We start from the raw sequence: 16,708 nt of genomic DNA, 5'->3' as shown, positions 1-16,708 counted from the left end.
GGTCTCGCCCCTCACACGATCTCGTGGCGGAAGTCGGCCGGGTGGGGGCGCTCCTCGCCGATCATCATGGTCAGCAGCGGGAGTTCACCGGTGTCGTCCAGGCCCAGTTCCTCGGTGTACGAGATCGCGTCGAAGCCCAGGGCGACACCGCAGGCCAGTCCGGCGGCCGCGCACGCGGTGTAGACGGCCTGGGAGATGCCGCCGACGACCGCGTTGACCAGCCGGTAGCCGCGGTCGCCGACCGCGTCGAGCACTGCGGGCGTGCGGGCGGCGGGCACCAGGACGGCCGCGGCCTGTTCCAGGTTGTAGTTGGCCAGGAAGTAGTTGGCCTGGAGGAAGGCACCGGGGTCGCCGGCGTTCAGCGGCTTGAGCGAGCGGCTGTCCCGGTCGTACGCGTACGCGCCCGGCGCCACGTCCGCCACGTGGTTGACGAACACGTACAGCCGGGTGAGCGGGGGCGCGCCGGGGGTCTCGGTGTCGCTGCCGAGCGAGCCGGCCGCGTCGGCCGCCGCGAGGACGGTGGCGAGGTCGGTCGCGGGCAGCGGCCGGGTCGACTGGAACCGGCCGAAGCTGCTGCGCCGGGCCCGCAGCGCGTCGCGGACCGGTGTGCCGAGCGGCATCGGCGCGGGCAGCACGGTCCGGTCGCCGTCCGCGGGCAGCGGCTGCGCGAGGGCGCCCGTCAGCGCGCCCGGCGCGGGCCGGTCGGCGGCCCCCTCCAGGGTGGCGGCGTGCATCCGCTCCACCGTCTCGAAGGTGAACAGCCGCGTGGACCGCTCCTGGTCGGCGTACCGGACCCGGGGGGCCGGGAGAGCCCGGTCGGTACCGGGGCCCTCGTCCGTCCCCTGCACCGGATCGCCCGCCCAGCGCAGCGGGACCACCGCGAAGACGCCCTCCTCCATGGGCTCGAGCCCGAGCAGGCGGCCGAGTCGGTCCTCGTCGAACCAGAAGGCGGGGCCGAGCGACAGGCCGTGCGCGCGGGCCCAGATCCGCCAGGTCTGGAGCAGGGCGCCGGTGTCCATGGTCACCACGTGGTAGGCGAAGCTGTTGTACTTGAAGGAGTTCTGCCAGAAGCGCACGCCCAGCACGAGGAACTGCCGGTGTCCGGCGGCCGGTTCGCCGACCGCGGCGCGCACCTGCGGGGTGACGTCGCCGGTCAGCAGCCGGCGCAGTTCGTGGTGGCGGGTGTCGTAGTAGTGGACGCCGGGCGTGAGCGGGCCGCCGGGGCCGGTGATCCAGTGGACACCGACCGGGTAGAGGCCGCCGCCCGAGGCGCTGCCGCGCGACCAGTTGGCCTGGCTGTACATCGGCAGCGTGCCCAGGTCGGAGTTGGCCTGCACGGCGAGCCGGCGCCCGACCAGGCCGTAGGAGTTGCGCAGCATCGCGGCCAGGTGCGGCAGCGTGAACTCCCCCGCGCCCTCCGGCCCGTACAGCCCGCGCTGCACGGTGGCGGCCGGGTCGGCGCCGGGAGTGTCCGGCAGCGGGAAGGCGTCGGCCGCCGGGAAGTGCTTGCCCTTGCGCGGCCGGTCGACCCAGTCGGGCTCCCAGTCGACGGGCTCCATGGGATAGCGGCCCCGCCGGACGATGGCGGTCGCGTATTCATGGGCGAATCCCACGGTGGTCCCTTCTGCTCGGGTCGTGACCTCGGGTCGTGAGGAGTGAGTGGCCGGTTCGGGCGGTGGTGGCGGGGCGGTCGAGGGCCCCCGGGCCGTCGAGGGCGTCGGGGCCGTCAAAGGCGTCAAGGGAACGGATGCGGTGCCGGGTTGAGGTCGGCCGGGCCGAGTGATCCCGGGCGCAGGCCGGCCTCGGCGAGTGCGGTGCGCATCCGCGGCATGTGCCGGGCCCGCTGCCGCCGCCAGCCGAAGTCGATGGGGAGCAGGCCGGGCACGATGACGCCCGCGGTGTGGAAGCCGAGCCGCCGCTGCTCGGGCATGGTCTGGTCGACCACCACCACGTCGAAGCCGGCCCGGCTGACGGCGGCCACGCACGCGGTCACGTCGTCGCCCGTGTCGGCGCCGGGGGTGATGGTGTCGCGGGCGAGCGCGGCCGGCGTGACCATGCGGGGCCGGTCCTGCCGCAGCAGGAAGTCCGCGTAAGGGGCCATCTCCGGCAGCCCGTACAGCAGCGGGTGGTCGTGCAGCACCTGCACCCCGGAGAAGTCCGCGGCCATCGCGCGCAGCCGGTCCTGTTCGCGCAGGGTGCGGCGGCGCAGGTTGACCGCGTCGGTCGCGATCTCGCACAGCCCGGCGGAGAGCGCCGCCTCCGGGTCCAGGCTCGCGCCCGCGCCGAAGCACAGCCGGCCCGGTCCGCCGTCCTCGCGCTCGGCGACCGCGGTGACCACCGGCACCGGGAAGGTGACGCGGGTGTCGAAGAAGCGGGCCCGGTAGCCGTACATCGCCAGCCGGTCGATCATCGCCCGGGTCTCGGGACCGGTGCTCGCGCCGGCGTCGATCTCGGTGAGCGGCGCCTGCCCGTACCAGGCGAGCAGGAAGGCGTCCCGCTCGATGACCTCCATCAGGCCGAAATAGACGGCCTCGGCGAGAGTGCCGCCGGAGGCACACCCGTTGGAGCTCTCCTGTACGAAGCGGTGGGCGAGTCCGCCGAGGGCGTGGTAGTACGCGGTGATCTCCGGGACCAGCAGCGGCCGTTGGTCGCGCAGCGACCAGCCCCACACCCAGGGGATGGGCCGGGCGGGGTCGAACGGCCGGACGTGCGGCTCCGACCGGTGGAACTCGTCGTCGTAGAGCCCGCAGATCCGCGGGTCGAGCGCGGTGTCGCGGACGTCGTCGTACGCGGCGGTGACGGCGGTGCGCTTGCCGCGCGGGCGCATCCCGGCGAAGCGTTCCAGGCCCTCCAGGACGCCGACCCGGACGCTGGAGCGGTAGCGCGGGGTGTGGCCGCCCCAGAAGCACTCGCGCAGGTAGTCGCCGGAGCGCAGGAAGAACGAGCCGACGGTGGACGAGGTGGAGCCGGAGACCAGGTCGGGCACCACGGACGGGCCGAGCATCCCGGCCGCCGGGTTGACGTACGCCTCGAGCGGCACCGCGTAGTCGTCGGCCGGCCGCACCCGGAACGCGCCCGGCGCGGTCTTGGGCGAGTCGTCCAGCACGATCCGGGCGCCCTCCGCGCTGTCGGCCGGCCGCACCCCGCACGCCGGGCACTCCGCGTCGGGCACCACCGCGAACCGCGTGACGGCCAGCGTCTCCAGGTCCACCAGGAAGGCGTACGGAAACCCGTCCGCCGCCGGCCCCGGCCCACCCGGACCGGCGTTCGCGGCGACCACCGCCGCCAGAGCGTCGGCCACAAAGGGCACCGCCCACGGCGCCGTCCCGGCCGCCGCGGTGTCCGCCCCGAGCTCGATCGCCTCGCGCAGCCCCCGCGTCCGCACCGCCTGCCACCGCCGCACCAGACACCGCCCGCACCCCGCCCCGCCACCCGCCTCGTACGGCCCGACCAGCGCGTGATGCCCGTACACGTACACCCCGGCCTCCTGGCCGGCGGCCACGCCCAACTCGTCCCGCACGCCGAGGGGGGCGACGAGGGGTTGGCCGAGTACGGGGTCGGTGTCGGCAATGCGGACCGCGTCCACGCCGGTGCCCGCCGCATCCGGTACGGCGCCTGCGGCCCTGGGCCCGGAGCCGGCAGTGCCCGATTCAGGACTGGGGCCCAGCACCGTGGATACCCGCGCTACGTCGCCGGACGCCACCCGTGTCGAAGCAGCATCCGCCACCCGCAGCCCGGGAGCCCCTGGCGCCACGCCCCCGGGTGCGTCACCGGGGCCGGCAGTGCGGACCGCCGCATCCGGTACGGCACCCGCGGCCGTCGGCCCGGGGACGGGAGTGCCCGATGCGGTACCAGGGCCCGGCACCGCGGATACCCGCGCTACGTCGCCGGACGCCACCCGTGTCGAAGCAGCATCCGCCACCCGCAGCCCGGGAGCCCCTGGCGCCACGCCCCCGGGTGCGTCACCGGAGCCGGCAGTACGGACCGCCGCATCCGGTACGGCACCCGCGGCCGTCGGCCCGGGGACGGGAGTGCCCGATGCGGTACCAGGGCCCGGCCCCCCGGACGCCCACGCTGCGGCACCGGACGTCTCCCCTGCCGAACCGGCATCCGCCGCCGGACCACGGTCCGGCGCCGAGTCCCGCACGACGCCCGCCAATGGAAAGTGGCCCGCCAGGGCCGCGGCGATGGCGGCGGCCAGGTCCGTCGTGGGCTCCGGGTTCGCCGCGGGGTCGGCGGCAGGGCGGGGCCGCAGGTCAGTGGGCATTGGGGGTGCCGTCCTCGGTGAGCAGGACTCGGGTGACGTAGAGGCGGCCGGCGGCGAGGTCGGGGGCGGGGATCGGGGCGGCGAGCAGGTCGCGGCCTGCGGCGCGCAGTCGGTCGGCGACGGCCGGCCAGACGTCTGTGGGGCGGCGTACCGGGCCGGTGGCGGGCACGGCGGCGCCCGGCAAAGGCTCGGGCAGCAGATCGGCGGCGGAAAGGGTGGCCTGCGGGACCAGGGTGGCGGGCTCGAAGTCCTTGAGCAGCGGGTCGCCGAGGTCGGGGGCGGCCGGGGACTGCGGGTCGGCGGCGAACTGGCAGGCGCCGAGCAGGTCGCGGACCGCTTCCAGGGCGGCGTCCCGCCAGGACGGTCCGGCGGCGACGGCCCACCGCGGGGCGCCCGCGGCCGGGCCGCCGGTGTCCGGCCCGGCCGCGCGGGCCAGTACCACCGGCAGGACGCGCTGCTCATCGGTGCCGAGGTCAAGGATCTCCAGCGGCACACCCAGGCCGGCGGCGGACCGTACCAGGAAGGTAAGTTCGGGGTCGCCCGCGGCCTCCACGCCGGCCGGGTCCACTGCGGCCACCCGTACCCGGCCGTGCAGCGCGCCGCGCAGGGTGTCGTGGGCGAGAGCGGTGAGTACGGCGCGCTCGGTCGCCTCGGCGGGGGTGCCGCCCGCGCCGAGGCCGGCCGCGGTGGGCTCGACGGCACGCTGGTGGTTGTCCGGGCCGAACGGGCGCAGGGCGGCGGCCGGTACGAGCACGGTCCGGCCGTCGAGCAGTGAGGTGGCGGTGCTCCAGGTGGGCAGGTCCTGCTCGCCGGTGCCGGAGGAGGTGCTCAGCGCGGCGGGGTCGACCGCGGGCCGGTGGTCGCGGGCGCCGGTCAGGACGGCCCCGGTCAGCGGCTGGGGCAGGGGCACCACGTGCTCGGCGTAGACCTCGGCGGCCCGGTGCAGGGCGCGCAGCCGGGCGCCGGCCACGTGGTGGACGTCGAAGGCGGTGATCGCGCGGGGGGCGCCGTGCCCGGTGCTGACCTCGACCGTGCTGACCTTGAGCGGGGTCTGCGCCCACGCCTCGTCGGCGAACCGCTGGAAGACCCCGGCGGTGGGCTGGACCAGCACCGACCGGTCGGTGATCTCGGCGAGGGCGGCCTGCGCCAGGTCCTCCTCTGCCTCGGAAGCTTCGACGGCCGGCTGTTCGGTGCTCAGCGCGGCCAGCGGAATCACCGCGGGGGCCGGAGCTTCCGGAGCGGCCCGGGGGGCGCAGTGCGGGCAGCGCGGGTGCGGCAGCAGCGGTTCGACGACCGTGTCGAGGGAGTCGATCTCCTGGACGACGACCTGCCCCTCGGTCTCGGGGGTGAGCGCTCCGGTGGTGAGCCGGAACACCTCGTAACCGAGCAGGTTGCCGACCATGGCGGCCAGCGGGCCGCTCAGCGCCCGGTTCCGGCCGACCGCGCCGCCGGAAGCGCCGTCGGAGCCGCCGGTGGCCAGGTCGCGCCACAGGTCGGCGGCGTGCGCCGGGTCCCCGTTGGCGCCCAGCCGCAGGGCCGCGCAGGTCCAGCAGCCGGTGGTGCCGGAGCGCATGAGCGGGCCGACGACGACGGAGCCGCCGAAGGTCCAGGCGGGCACCAGCATCCGGCCGGCCGGGACGTCCGGGGCCAGCGCCGCGGTCTGCGCGGCGGCGTGCTCGCCGGTGACCAGCACCACGTCGTAGCCGCCCAGGTCGGCCCAGCCGTAGCCGCCGGGCGCCGGGGGCGGCGCCAGCAGGTCGAGGTCGACCGGGCAGTCCTGCTCGCGCAGCGCCCGCGCCTCGTCGGCGACCTCGGCGAACCGGTTGGCGGGTACGTCGATGCCGGCCGGGACGGCGACGGCCGCGCTGCCGTTGCGGATCAGCGACAGGGCGGCCCAGCGGGCGAGCCGGTCCTCGCCGAGCACGGCGACCCTGGCGGTGCGGAACCGCAGGAAACGGGCGGCGGCGTCGTCCGCGTAATGGTCCACGTAGGCGATCTGCGCGGCGAACCGCTCGGCGACGGCCGGTTCGGGCACCTCGGAGCCGGGCGCGGGCGGCAGGGCGTCCCGGGCGAAGCCACGCGCGTAGAGAGTGCTGACGAGCCGGGCGACCATCGCGCGCTGCTTGTCGCCGAGTCCGACGCACAGTTCGGCGACGGTGTGGTCGCCGGTCAAGTGCGGCACGATCAGCGAGGCGAAGCGGTAGGCGGAGGGCATCACCACGCTGAAGCCGCCGCGGGCGTTGTGGAAGTGCACGCCGGTCGGGGTCCTCGTGTAGAGCACGTCCCGCCGGATCCGCGGCCGGGTGCCGGCGATGGTCCGGTACGTCTCGGTCTCGCCGTCCGTGGCCGCCTGCTGCTCGGCCGGTGACACCAGGTCAGTCACGCTCACGCCTCCGTCGGGTGCAGTTCCACGGCGCCGGGCCGCAGGGGTCGGTTGGTGGGGTGGTCGCCGGACGCGGCGCGGGCACCGACGCCGTCGGCGGCCGCGGCGCGGGTGAACACCCGCAGCAGTTCGTGCATGCGGTAGTGGCCGTGCGGGCCTTCCTGGAGCAGGCCGGCGCCGACCAGGCGGTCCAGGACCAGCGCGGCGGGCAGCAGGGCGGTGTCGGCCGGGTCCTCGCCGGTGGCGTCGTCCGTTGCGCCGCCGGTGCCGGCCCGGGCCCGCGCGGCGGCCGTGGCCGCCGCCGCGGGACCGGCGGCCGGGTCCCGGTCGGTACGGTCCCGGGCGGCGTAGGCGTCGGCTCCGGGGTGCGGGGCCGGGTCCGCGGGACGCGGTTCACGGCGGGACGCCGTGGCCTGGGCGGGTGCGGGCGGGGCCGCCGGGAGCGCGGTGGCGGCCGGCACGGGACCGTCGTCGGCCTCGCCGCGCAGGATGGCCAGTTCGAGGCGCTGCAGGGCGGGGCCGGGGTCGACGCCGAGCTGTTCGGCCAGCAGCGTCTTGAACCTGCGGTATTCCGCGAGCGCTTCGGCGCGGCGGCCGGTGCGGTACAGGGCCGTCATGAGCTGGCCGGTGAAGCGTTCGTTGAGCGGGTGGTCCCGGGTGGCGGGCCAGATCTCGCCCAGCGCGTCGCCGGGCCGGCCGCAGACGAGTTCCAGGTCGAAAACGCGCTGAATCGCCCGCAGCCATTCCTCGTGCAGCCGCGGAACCTCGTCGCGGTGCAGGAGATCGGACGGCACGTTCGTCAGCAGCGGCGGTTTCCAGAGCGCGAGTGCCGCCCGCAGCAGGCCGAGTTCCTTTTCCGGTTCGTCGGCCGGCCGGGAATACGCCCGGTCCAGCAGTTCGCGGAATTCCACCAGATCCAGGGTGTGCGCGTCCGCGGTGAACCGATAACCGCCGGGCATCGCCTCGATCGGATTGCCGGCCACCCCGTACTTGCCGAACAGCCGGCGCAGCCGCAGCACGCAACTGTGCAGCGCGGATTTCGCCCGGTCCGGGGGAACATCACCCCAGATGACACGCTGCAGGAATTCCGCCGACACCACGGAATTCGCGTTGAGCAGCAGTGCGGCGAGCAGCGCGGCGGGCCGGGAGGGCTGCAGGACCACCGTTTCCCGGCCGTCGGCCAGGGTCAGCAGCCCCAGCACGGTAAACCGGGTACGTCTGCTCCCGGCGGCCTGCTCATCGGCATCCGCCGAGGTCAACCCGGCATCGTCGGTATCGCCTGACATGTTTGTGAGCGCACCGGACCACACCACCCACTTCACCGTCCCCGTAGCCCCATAATGACGGCCGACAGCTCGGTGATGGTGCACCGAGCGGAGCGATAGGCCTGGTCATGGCCTCGCTTATCGGCGATCGCGAACGACAGTACGACAAGCCCTTTACCCTGTCCAGAGGAAACCGGGGCTCTTTTGTCCGGCCTCGGCAATTTCAACGGTCAACGTCCCGCAAATGCGGCCCGTACTCCCCCAAGCGGGACACACCGGACGGCACACTCGGTACTCGACGGCAGTCAATCGGACAAACTTCGCAGTATTACGGCCGCATGAATGTCGATTTTCAGCGGGCCGCTCGTGACTGGTCAATTACCTGGTTGCCCGAGTCAAGGGGGCGGCACCAGGGCATTTCCCGGAGGCGCCGAGCAGTGGTCCAGTCCATTGCCGGACAGGACGCCCGATCCCGGAACAGGCGAGGGGCGGACCGGAGCCGCCGCCGGCCGCACCGGCACCGCGGCGAGGCCGGCCGGCACCCTTGACAGCCGCAGGGAAGCTGCTTGACTTGCTTCCACAGATCAGAAACTCACTTCCGACATACGGAAGGGACGGGCGGCCCCCGTGAGCTTCGCCGACGAGCGCTTCGACGTGAACCTCTCGATCCTGTTCACCGAACTGCCGCTGCTGGACCGCCCGGCCGCGGCCGCCGCGGCGGGGTTCGACGCGGTCGAGCTGTGGTGGCCGTGGGTGGACGACCCGACCCCGGACCGGCGTGAACTGGACGCGCTGCGCTCCGCGCTGGAGTCGGCGGGCACCCGCCTGGTGGGGCTCAACTTCTACGCCGGGCGCCTGCCCGGGCCGGACCGGGGAGCGCTTTCGCTGCCCGGCGAGGAATCGGCGCGGTTTCGGGCGAACGTGGAAGTGGCCGCGGAATTCGCCGCGTCGGTGGGGTGCGGAGCGCTCAATGCCCTCTACGGCAACCGGCTGCCCGGGGTGGCCCCGGAAAAGCAGGACGACCTCGCCCTGGAGAACCTGGTCCGCGCCGCACGGGCCGCGCACGAGGCCGGGGCCGTACTGCTCGTCGAGGCGCTCAACTCGGCCGAGTCGCCCCAATATCCGCTGCTGACCGCTCAGGACGCGGTGGCCCTGGCCGACCGGGTGAACGAGGCGAGCGGGCTCGGCAACGCCCAATTCCTGCTCGACCTCTACCACTTGTCGATGAACGGCGCCGACCTCCCCTCTGTCGTCAGCCACTTCACCGCGCGCACCGGGCACGTCCAGATCGCCGACAACCCCGGGCGCGGCGCTCCCGGCACCGGTTCCCTTCCCCTCGAATCCCTGCTCACCGCGCTGCGTTCGGCCGGCTATCAGGGATTCGTCGGCCTCGAGTACAAACCGGCTCCCGCCGGGAGCGCGGCGAGTTTCTCCTGGCTCCGATAGCGGGTCCGGCACGAAGAAGCGCGCCGCGCAAAGAGGTTCAGCGCACAAAGAAGCCCGGCACACACCGGACGCACGACCGACACCGTGGAGGAGAGATGGGGAATTCGGCGCTGCCGAAAGTGGGCTGGATCGGGCTCGGGGTGATGGGCTCGCCGATGGCGGAGAACCTGGTGCGGGCGGGGTATGCGGTGACCGGGTACACGCTGGAGCCGGAGAAACTGGCACGGCTGGAAAAATGCGGGGGGACACCGGCCGGGTCGGTGGCGGAGGCGGTGCGGGACGCGGACGTGGTGTTCGCCATGGTGCCGGCTTCGCCCCAGGTGGAGGAGGTGGCATACGGGGAGGACGGCATCCTGGAAAACGCGCGGCCCGGGACCTTGCTGATCGACACCTCGTCCATTACGCCGCGGACATCGGTGGAATTGGCCAACGCTGCGGCGGCAAAGGGGATTCGCGTACTGGACGCGCCGGTGTCGGGGGGCGAGGCGGGCGCGGTCGAGGGCATCCTGTCCATCATGGTGGGCGGCGAGCGCGCCGACTTCGAGCGGGCGCGGCCGATGCTGGAGACGCTGGGCTCGACCGTGGTGCTGTGCGGCCCGCACGGCGCGGGGCAGACGGTGAAGGCCGCCAATCAACTCATCGTCGCCGCGAACATCCAGGCGTGCGCGGAGGCCGTGGTGTTCCTGGAGAAGTCGGGCGTGGACCTGGCCCCCGCCCTGGAGGTGCTGAACGGCGGGCTGGCCGGGTCGACCGTGCTCACCCGGAAGAAGGACAACTTCCTGCGCCGGGAATTCGCCCCGGGCTTCCGGATCGACCTGCACCACAAGGACATGGGGATCGTGACGGACGCGGCCCGCGCGGTCGGCGCCGCCCTGCCGCTGGGCTCGGTGGTGGCGAACCTGGTGGCGAACCTGCGCGCGCAGGGCGACGGCGGCCTGGACCACTCGGCGCTGCTGCGCGGTGTGGAGCGGCTGTCCGGCCTGCCGGTACGGGACTGATCCGGGCCGCCGGGGCGGCGCACCGCGGGCGGGACGAGCCGCGCCATCCGGGACATTCGGCACCCGGCCGGTGTGACGCGTGTTACCCGGCGTCACCCCGACCGGTCACAGGGAGGCGGACTTCCTGCACTATGGGTCAGGACGACATATTCGCCTGACACCACGGCGGCACCGCGCCGCCTGGCCGGGAGTTCGAGTCATGGCAGAGAGCGTGCTGGTGTCCTGTCCGGCCTGCGGCCGCAAGCACGGCTACACCGCCCCGACGTTTCCGTGCGCGTGCGGCACTCCGCTGTCCCCGCCGGTGCAGCCGGACGGGCGCGGGGTGGAGATACGGCACCGGACGTGGGCGGACTGCTGGGTACGGCTGCGCTGCCCGGACTGCGGGCGGACCGACGACTGGCCGCAGCCGGAGTTCGACTGCGTCTGCGGCGCGCTGGTCCGGCTGCCGGTGGCCGGCGAGGCCGCGGACGAGGCGGGCCCGCCGGTGCCGTCGCGACCGGTCGCCCCGGAGCCCGCCGGGCAGGCGCCGCCCCCGCCCACGCCGCGGCCCCCGTTCCACCCGGTCACCATCCGCACCGCGCGGGACGCACTGACCGCGGCGGCCCAGTACCTGAAGTGGCTCGGCTTCGCCGGGGTACGGCTGGCCGGCGACCGCACCGCCAGCGGCATCGACCTTCGCGGCGACGGCCTGGTGGCCCAGGTGGACCCCACCACGCAGTCCACGCCGGTGCGCGAGGTGGAGTGCCTGTGGCTCAACTGCGCCCACGAGGACGCCACTGGCGCCTTCTTCTCGCTGGCCGGGTACGCGCACGACGCCCGGCTGCGCGCCGATCAGCTCGGCGTGCCGCTGTTCGTGCTGGACCTGACCGGTACCCCGCAGCCGGTCAACGACGCCGCCGACGAGCTGATCCGCTCCGGCCCGGTGGTCAACCTCTGAACTCCCGTATCCCGTAAGCCTTTTCGCCACGGCGCCCGGCCCACCGGCCGGGCGCCGCCGCGTTGTGCGACCACACCCGCCGTACGCGTCGTACGTCCCCCGCCCCTTGACGCCCGCCGGGCCCGGGCCTACATTCCGTTCCGTAGAACAGAATTGAAATTCCATCATACGGAATAACCCGAAGAACGGCACGGGACGCCACGCACCCGCCCACGGAAGGAAGAGGAAGCCGCATGCCTCGTATGACCGCCGCCCGCGCGGCCGTGGAGATCCTCCGGCTGGAGGGCGTCGACACCGCGTTCGGCGTGCCCGGCGCCGCGATCAACCCCTTCTACGCGGCGCTGAAAGCCTCCGGCGGGATCCGGCACGTGCTGGCCCGGCACGTCGAGGGGGCCTCCCACATGGCCGAGGGCCACACGCGGGCCCGGGCCGGCAACATCGGTGTGTGCGTGGGGACTTCGGGGCCGGCCGGCACCGACATGATCACCGGGCTGTACTCGGCGAGCGGCGACTCGGTCCCCATCCTGTGCGTCACCGGGCAGGCCCCGACGGCGGTGCTCCACAAGGAGGACTTCCAGGCGGTGGACATCGCGGCGATCGCGGCGCCGGTCACCAAGGCGGCCACCACCGTGATGGCCGCGGCCCAGGTGCCCGGGGTGTTCCAGCAGGCCTTCCACCTGATGCGCTCCGGGCGGCCGGGGCCGGTGCTGATCGACCTCCCGCTGGACGTGCAGCTCACCGAGATCGAGTTCGACCCGGAGACGTACGTGCCGCTGCCGGTGTACAAGCCGGTGGCGTCGCCCGCGCAGATCCGCAAGGCGCTGGCGATGCTGAACGCCGCCCGGCGGCCGCTGATCGTGGCCGGCGGTGGGGTGATCAACGCCGACGCGTCCGCGCCGCTGGTGGAGTTCGCCGAGCTGACCGGGGTGCCCGTGGTGCCGACCCTGATGGGCTGGGGCACGATCCCCGACGACCACCCGCTGAACGCGGGCATGGTGGGCCTGCAGACCGCGCACCGCTACGGCAACGCGACCTTCCTGGCCTCGGACTTCGTGCTCGGCATCGGCAACCGCTGGGCCAACCGGCACACCGGGCGGCTGGACGTCTACACCGAGGGCCGCACCTTCGTGCACATCGACGTCGAACCCACCCAGCTCGGCCGGATCTTCGCCCCGGACTACGGCATCGCTTCCGACGCCGGCGCCGCGCTGGAACTGCTGGTCCAAGGCGCCCGCGAGGCGGCCGCGGCGGGCCGGCTGCCGGACCGTACCGAATGGGCCGCGACCGCCCGCCGGCACAAGGCGACGCTGCACCGCCGTACCCACTTCGACGACGTGCCGGTCAAGCCGCAGCGGGTGTTCGAGGAGATGAACCGGGCGTTCGGCCCGCGGACCCGGTACGTCAGCACCATCGGCCTGACCCAGATCGCCGGCGCCCAGATGCTGCACGTGTACCGGCCGCGGCACTGGATCAACTGCGGGCAGGCCGGGCCGCTGGGCTGGACCGTGCCGGCCGCGCTCGGGGTAGCGGCCGCCGACCCGGACGGGCAGGTGGTGGGGCTGTCCGGGGACTACGACTTCCAGTTCCTGGTCGAGGAACTGGCGGTCGGCGCCCAGCACCGGATCCCGTACGTGCACGTGCTGCTGAACAACTCCTACCTGGGCCTGATCCGGCAGGCCCAGCGCGCCTTCGCCATGGACTTCCAGGTGAACCTGGAGTTCGAGAACGTCAACTCCCCCGAGGTCGGCGGCTACGGGGTGGACCACGTCAAGGTGGTGGAGGGGCTCGGCTGCAAGGCGCTGCGGGTGACCGAACCCGGCGAGCTGGGCGCGGCCTTCGAGCAGGCGGGCAAGCTCGCTGCCGAGCACCGGGTGCCGGTGGTGGTCGAGGTGATCGTGGAGCGGATCACCGACATCGCGATGAGCACCACCGCCGACATCGGAAACGTGGTGGAGTTCGAGGACGTGGCCACCGAGCCCGGTCACGCCCCCACCGAGATCATCCCGCTGCGCTGACCGCCCCGCTGACCGCCCCGGCCGACGCCGCGAACTGCTCGCGCAGCTCCACCTTGCGGACCTTGCCGCTGACCGTCATCGGGAAGCCGGACAGGATCCGCAGGTGGCGCGGAATCTTGTAGTGGGCGAGCCGGTCCCGGCAGAAGGCGTCGATCTCCTCCAGTGTGGGCGGGTCGGCCGGGTCGCGCGGGATCACGCAGGCCAGGATCTCCTCGCCGTAACGCTCGTCGGGCACCCCGACCACCTGCACGTCGGAGACCTTGGGGTGGGTGTACAGGAACTCCTCGATCTCGCGCGGGTAGACGTTCTCGCCACCGCGGATGATCATGTCCTTGATGCGGCCGACGATGGCCAGGTACCCGTCCTCGCGCATCACCGCGAGGTCGCCGGTGTGCATCCAGCGCCCCTCGTCGACGACTTCCGCGGTCCGGTCCGGCTCGTCCCAGTAGCCCAGCATCACCGAGTAACCGCGGGTGCACAGTTCACCCGCGGTGCCGCGTGCCACGGTGACGCCTGTCGTAGGGTCCACGACCTTCACCTCCAGGTGCGGCAGCACCCGGCCGACCGTTTCGGTGCGGGCCTCCAGGTCGTCGTCGCGCCGGGTCTGGGTGGACACCGGTGAGGTCTCGGTCATTCCGTAGGCGATGGACACCTCGGCCATGTGCATCTCGCCCATCACCCGCTTCATCACCTCGACCGGGCACGGCGAGCCGGCCATGATCCCGGTGCGCAGCGAGGTGAGGTCGTAGGAGGCGAAGTCGGGCAGGCCGAGTTCGGCGATGAACATCGTCGGCACCCCGTACAGCGAGGTGCAGCGCTCCTGCTGGACCGCGTGCAGCGTGGCGCCCGGGTCGAAGACGGGCGCGGGGATCACGATGCAGGCGCCGTGCGAGGTGGCGCCGAGGTTGCCCATCACCATGCCGAAGCAGTGGTAGAAGGGCACCGGCAGGCACACCCGGTCCTGCTCGGTGTATCCGACCGTGCCGCCCACGAAGTAGCCGTTGTTGAGGATGTTGTGGTGCGAGAGGGTGGCGCCCTTGGGGAAGCCGGTGGTGCCGGAGGTGTACTGGATGTTCACCGGCTCGTCGCAGCTCAGCTCGGCCTCGCGGGCGGTCAGGTAACCGGCGTCCAGCGCGGCCCCGTCGGCGGCGAGCCGGTCCCACTCCGGGTCGCCGATGTGCACCACCTCGCGCAACCGCGGGCAGTCGGCGCGGGCCTCGGCGGCCATCGCCCGGTAGTCGCTGCTGCGGTACTCGGTGGAGGCGATCAGCATCTCGACGCCCGACTGGCGCAGCACGTAGGCCAGTTCGTGCAGCCGGTAGGCGGGGTTGATGTTCACCATGATCGCGCCGAGCCGGGCGGTGGCGTACTGGACCAGCACCCACTCGGGACAGTTGACCGCCCAGATGCCGACCCGGTCGCCCTTGCGCACCCCGTGCGCGGCCAGGCCCAGCGCCACTTCGTCGACCGCCCGGCCGAACTCGGCGTACGTCCAGCGGCGGCCGCTGGGCACGTCGACCAGCGCCTCGCGGTCGGGGTGGGCGGCGATGGCCCGGTCCAGGTTGCGGCCGATGGTGTCGCCGAGCAGGGCGGTGGCCCCGGTGCCGTGCGCGTACGACGGCTCCTGCTGCTCGGGTATGCGGGGTGTCTCCGCCGTCACCGGTAGTCCTCCTCGTGGAATTCCGCGCTTCCGTCGTGCATCGTCCGCTCGCGCAGCTCGATCCGGCGGATCTTGCCCGACACGGTCTTGGGCAGCTCGCCGAACTCCAGCCGGCGGATGCGCTTGTACGGTGCCAGGACCGCCCGGGAGTGGGCGAAGATCGCCTTGGCCGTCTCGCCGTCCGGCGCCCAGCCCTCGGCGAGCACCACGTACGCCTTCGGGATGGCCAGCCGCACCTCGTCGGGCGCGGGCACCACGGCCGCCTCGGCGACCGCCTCGTGCTCCAGCAGCGCGCTTTCCAGCTCAAATGGTGAGATCTTGTAGTCCGAGCTCTTGAATACGTCGTCACTCCGGCCGACGTAGGTGATGTACCCGTCGGCGTCCCGGCGGCCGATGTCGCCGGTGCGGTAGTAGCCGCCGCCCATGGCCTCCTCGGTGAGCTCCGGCGCCCCCGCGTACCCCGTCATCAGGCCCACCGGGCGCTCGCCGGTCAGGTCCAGGCAGATCTCGCCCTCCTCGGCGGGCGTACCGGTGACCGGATCGAGCAGGGCGACCGTGTAGCCGGGAGTGGGGCGGCCCATCGAGCCGGCCTTGACGGGCTGACCGGGCGGGTTGGCGACCTGCACGGCGGTCTCGGTCTGCCCGAAACCGTCCCGGATGGTCAGCCCCCACACTCGCTTGACGTGCTCGATCACCTCGGGGTTCAGCGGCTCGCCGGCCGCGACCGCCTCGCGCGGCGGGTGGGCCAGCCCGCTCAGGTCGGCCTGGATCAGCATCCGCCACACGGTCGGCGGGGCGCAGAAGGTGGTCACCCCGCAGCGGTCCATCTCGGCCAGCAGCCGGACCGGGTCGAACCGGGTGTAGTTGTGCACGAACACCGTCGCCTCGGCGTTCCACGGCGCGAACAGGCTGGACCAGGCGTGCTTGGCCCAGCCGGGCGAGGAGATGTTCAGGTGCACGTCGCCGGGGCGCAGGCCGATCCAGTACATGGTCGCCAGGTGCCCGGCCGGGTACGACAGGTGGCTGTGCTCGACCAGCTTGGGCCGGGCGGTGGTGCCGGAGGTGAAGTAGAGCATCAGCGGGTCCTCGGCGCGGGTCACGCCGTCGGGGACGAAGGCGGGCGCCGCCTCGTACCCCTGCGCGAAGTCCTGCCAGCCGGGGACCGGCCCGCCGACCGCGATCCGGGTCCACTCCCCCGGGACCCCGGCGAACTTGTCCGTGTCGGCGGCCCGCACGATCGCGTGCCGGACCTGCCCGCGCTCGATCCGGTCGCGCAGGTCGGCCGGCCCGAGCAGCGGGGTGGCGGGCACCACCACGGCCCGCAGCCGCATCGCGGCCAGCGCGGTCTCCCACAGCTCGACCTGGTTGCCGAGCATCACCAGCACCCGGTCGCCGGCGCGCACCCCGCGCTCGCGCAGCCAGTTCGCCACCCGGGAGGAGCGCTCGGCCATCTCCCGGAAGGACCGTCTGGTCTCGGTCCCGTCCTCCTCGACGATCCACAGGGCGGGCCGGTCGTTGTCCCGGGCGATCACGTCGAACCAGTCGAGTGCCCAGTTGAACTCCGCCGGCCGCGGCCAGCGGAAACCGTCCCTGGCGGTCGCGTAGTCCGCCCGGTGTTCCAGCAGGAAGTCGCGGGCGGCCCGGAAAGCACCGGTCGCGTCCGAACCCGCCATGTGTCCTCCTCGTCGATGGACTCTGAGTAGCATCGTGCGGGAGTGACCTGGGTCTCACTACCCC

At 73.5% G+C, this 16,708-nt stretch carries 10 protein-coding genes; 4 read left to right on the top strand and 6 right to left on the bottom strand.

The annotated features are described in order from the left end of the window. Positions 1-11: 11 nt before the first annotated feature. The 4 genes from ITX44_RS21050 to ITX44_RS43070 form a co-directional block, all read right to left on the bottom strand. The gene (locus ITX44_RS21050; protein ID WP_205358845.1) at positions 12-1,613 is read right to left on the bottom strand and encodes a nitroreductase family protein; all 1,602 of its coding nucleotides are present in this window, start codon (positions 1,611-1,613) and stop codon (positions 12-14) included. Between the two features lie 122 nt (positions 1,614-1,735). After that, positions 1,736-3,586 carry a TOMM precursor leader peptide-binding protein gene (locus tag ITX44_RS21045; protein WP_307795405.1) on the bottom strand — a complete coding sequence of 617 codons (1,851 nt, stop codon included), beginning with the start codon at positions 3,584-3,586 and terminating at the stop codon, positions 1,736-1,738. 670 nt (positions 3,587-4,256) lie between these two features. After that, entirely contained in the window at positions 4,257-6,650 is a 2,394-nt protein-coding gene (locus ITX44_RS21040) for a TOMM precursor leader peptide-binding protein (RefSeq protein ID WP_307795404.1), read from the bottom strand. Between the two features lie 2 nt (positions 6,651-6,652). Further along, the gene (locus tag ITX44_RS43070; protein WP_372440955.1) at positions 6,653-7,852 is read right to left on the bottom strand and encodes an AfsR/SARP family transcriptional regulator; all 1,200 of its coding nucleotides are present in this window, start codon (positions 7,850-7,852) and stop codon (positions 6,653-6,655) included. Positions 7,853-8,542: 690 nt separating this feature from the next. Between ITX44_RS43070 and ITX44_RS21030 the strand changes: the two genes are divergently transcribed. From ITX44_RS21030 to gcl, 4 genes are all read left to right on the top strand, one after another. Next, on the top strand, positions 8,543-9,361 hold the full coding sequence (locus ITX44_RS21030; RefSeq protein ID WP_205358842.1) for a TIM barrel protein: 819 nt from the start codon (positions 8,543-8,545) through the stop codon (positions 9,359-9,361). A 95-nt stretch (positions 9,362-9,456) separates the two neighbouring features. Next, positions 9,457-10,359 (top strand): 2-hydroxy-3-oxopropionate reductase, encoded by a 903-nt coding sequence (locus ITX44_RS21025; RefSeq protein ID WP_205358841.1) that lies wholly within the window; start codon positions 9,457-9,459, stop codon positions 10,357-10,359. Between the two features lie 199 nt (positions 10,360-10,558). Beyond that, positions 10,559-11,296 carry a hypothetical protein gene (locus tag ITX44_RS21020; RefSeq protein ID WP_205358840.1) on the top strand — a complete coding sequence of 246 codons (738 nt, stop codon included), beginning with the start codon at positions 10,559-10,561 and terminating at the stop codon, positions 11,294-11,296. 233 nt (positions 11,297-11,529) lie between these two features. After that, positions 11,530-13,311, top strand: coding sequence for a glyoxylate carboligase (gene gcl, locus ITX44_RS21015; protein ID WP_205358839.1), 1,782 nt, complete (start codon positions 11,530-11,532; stop codon positions 13,309-13,311). Here the strand turns inward: gcl and ITX44_RS21010 are convergent. Then, positions 13,295-14,971: an AMP-binding protein gene (locus ITX44_RS21010; RefSeq protein WP_307795403.1), complete on the bottom strand. Its 1,677-nt coding sequence runs from the start codon at positions 14,969-14,971 to the stop codon at positions 13,295-13,297. The genes gcl and ITX44_RS21010 overlap by 17 nt on opposite strands. Next, positions 14,968-16,644: an AMP-binding protein gene (locus ITX44_RS21005; RefSeq protein ID WP_205358838.1), complete on the bottom strand. Its 1,677-nt coding sequence runs from the start codon at positions 16,642-16,644 to the stop codon at positions 14,968-14,970. Before ITX44_RS21005 ends, ITX44_RS21010 begins: the two co-directional genes overlap by 4 nt. Between the last annotated feature and the right edge of the window lie 64 nt (positions 16,645-16,708).

The sequence above is a fragment of the Actinacidiphila acididurans genome (genome assembly GCF_016918855.1).
GTDB classification, from domain to species: domain Bacteria; phylum Actinomycetota; class Actinomycetes; order Streptomycetales; family Streptomycetaceae; genus Actinacidiphila; species Actinacidiphila acididurans.
This window is presented reverse-complemented; position numbering and strand designations above follow the sequence as displayed.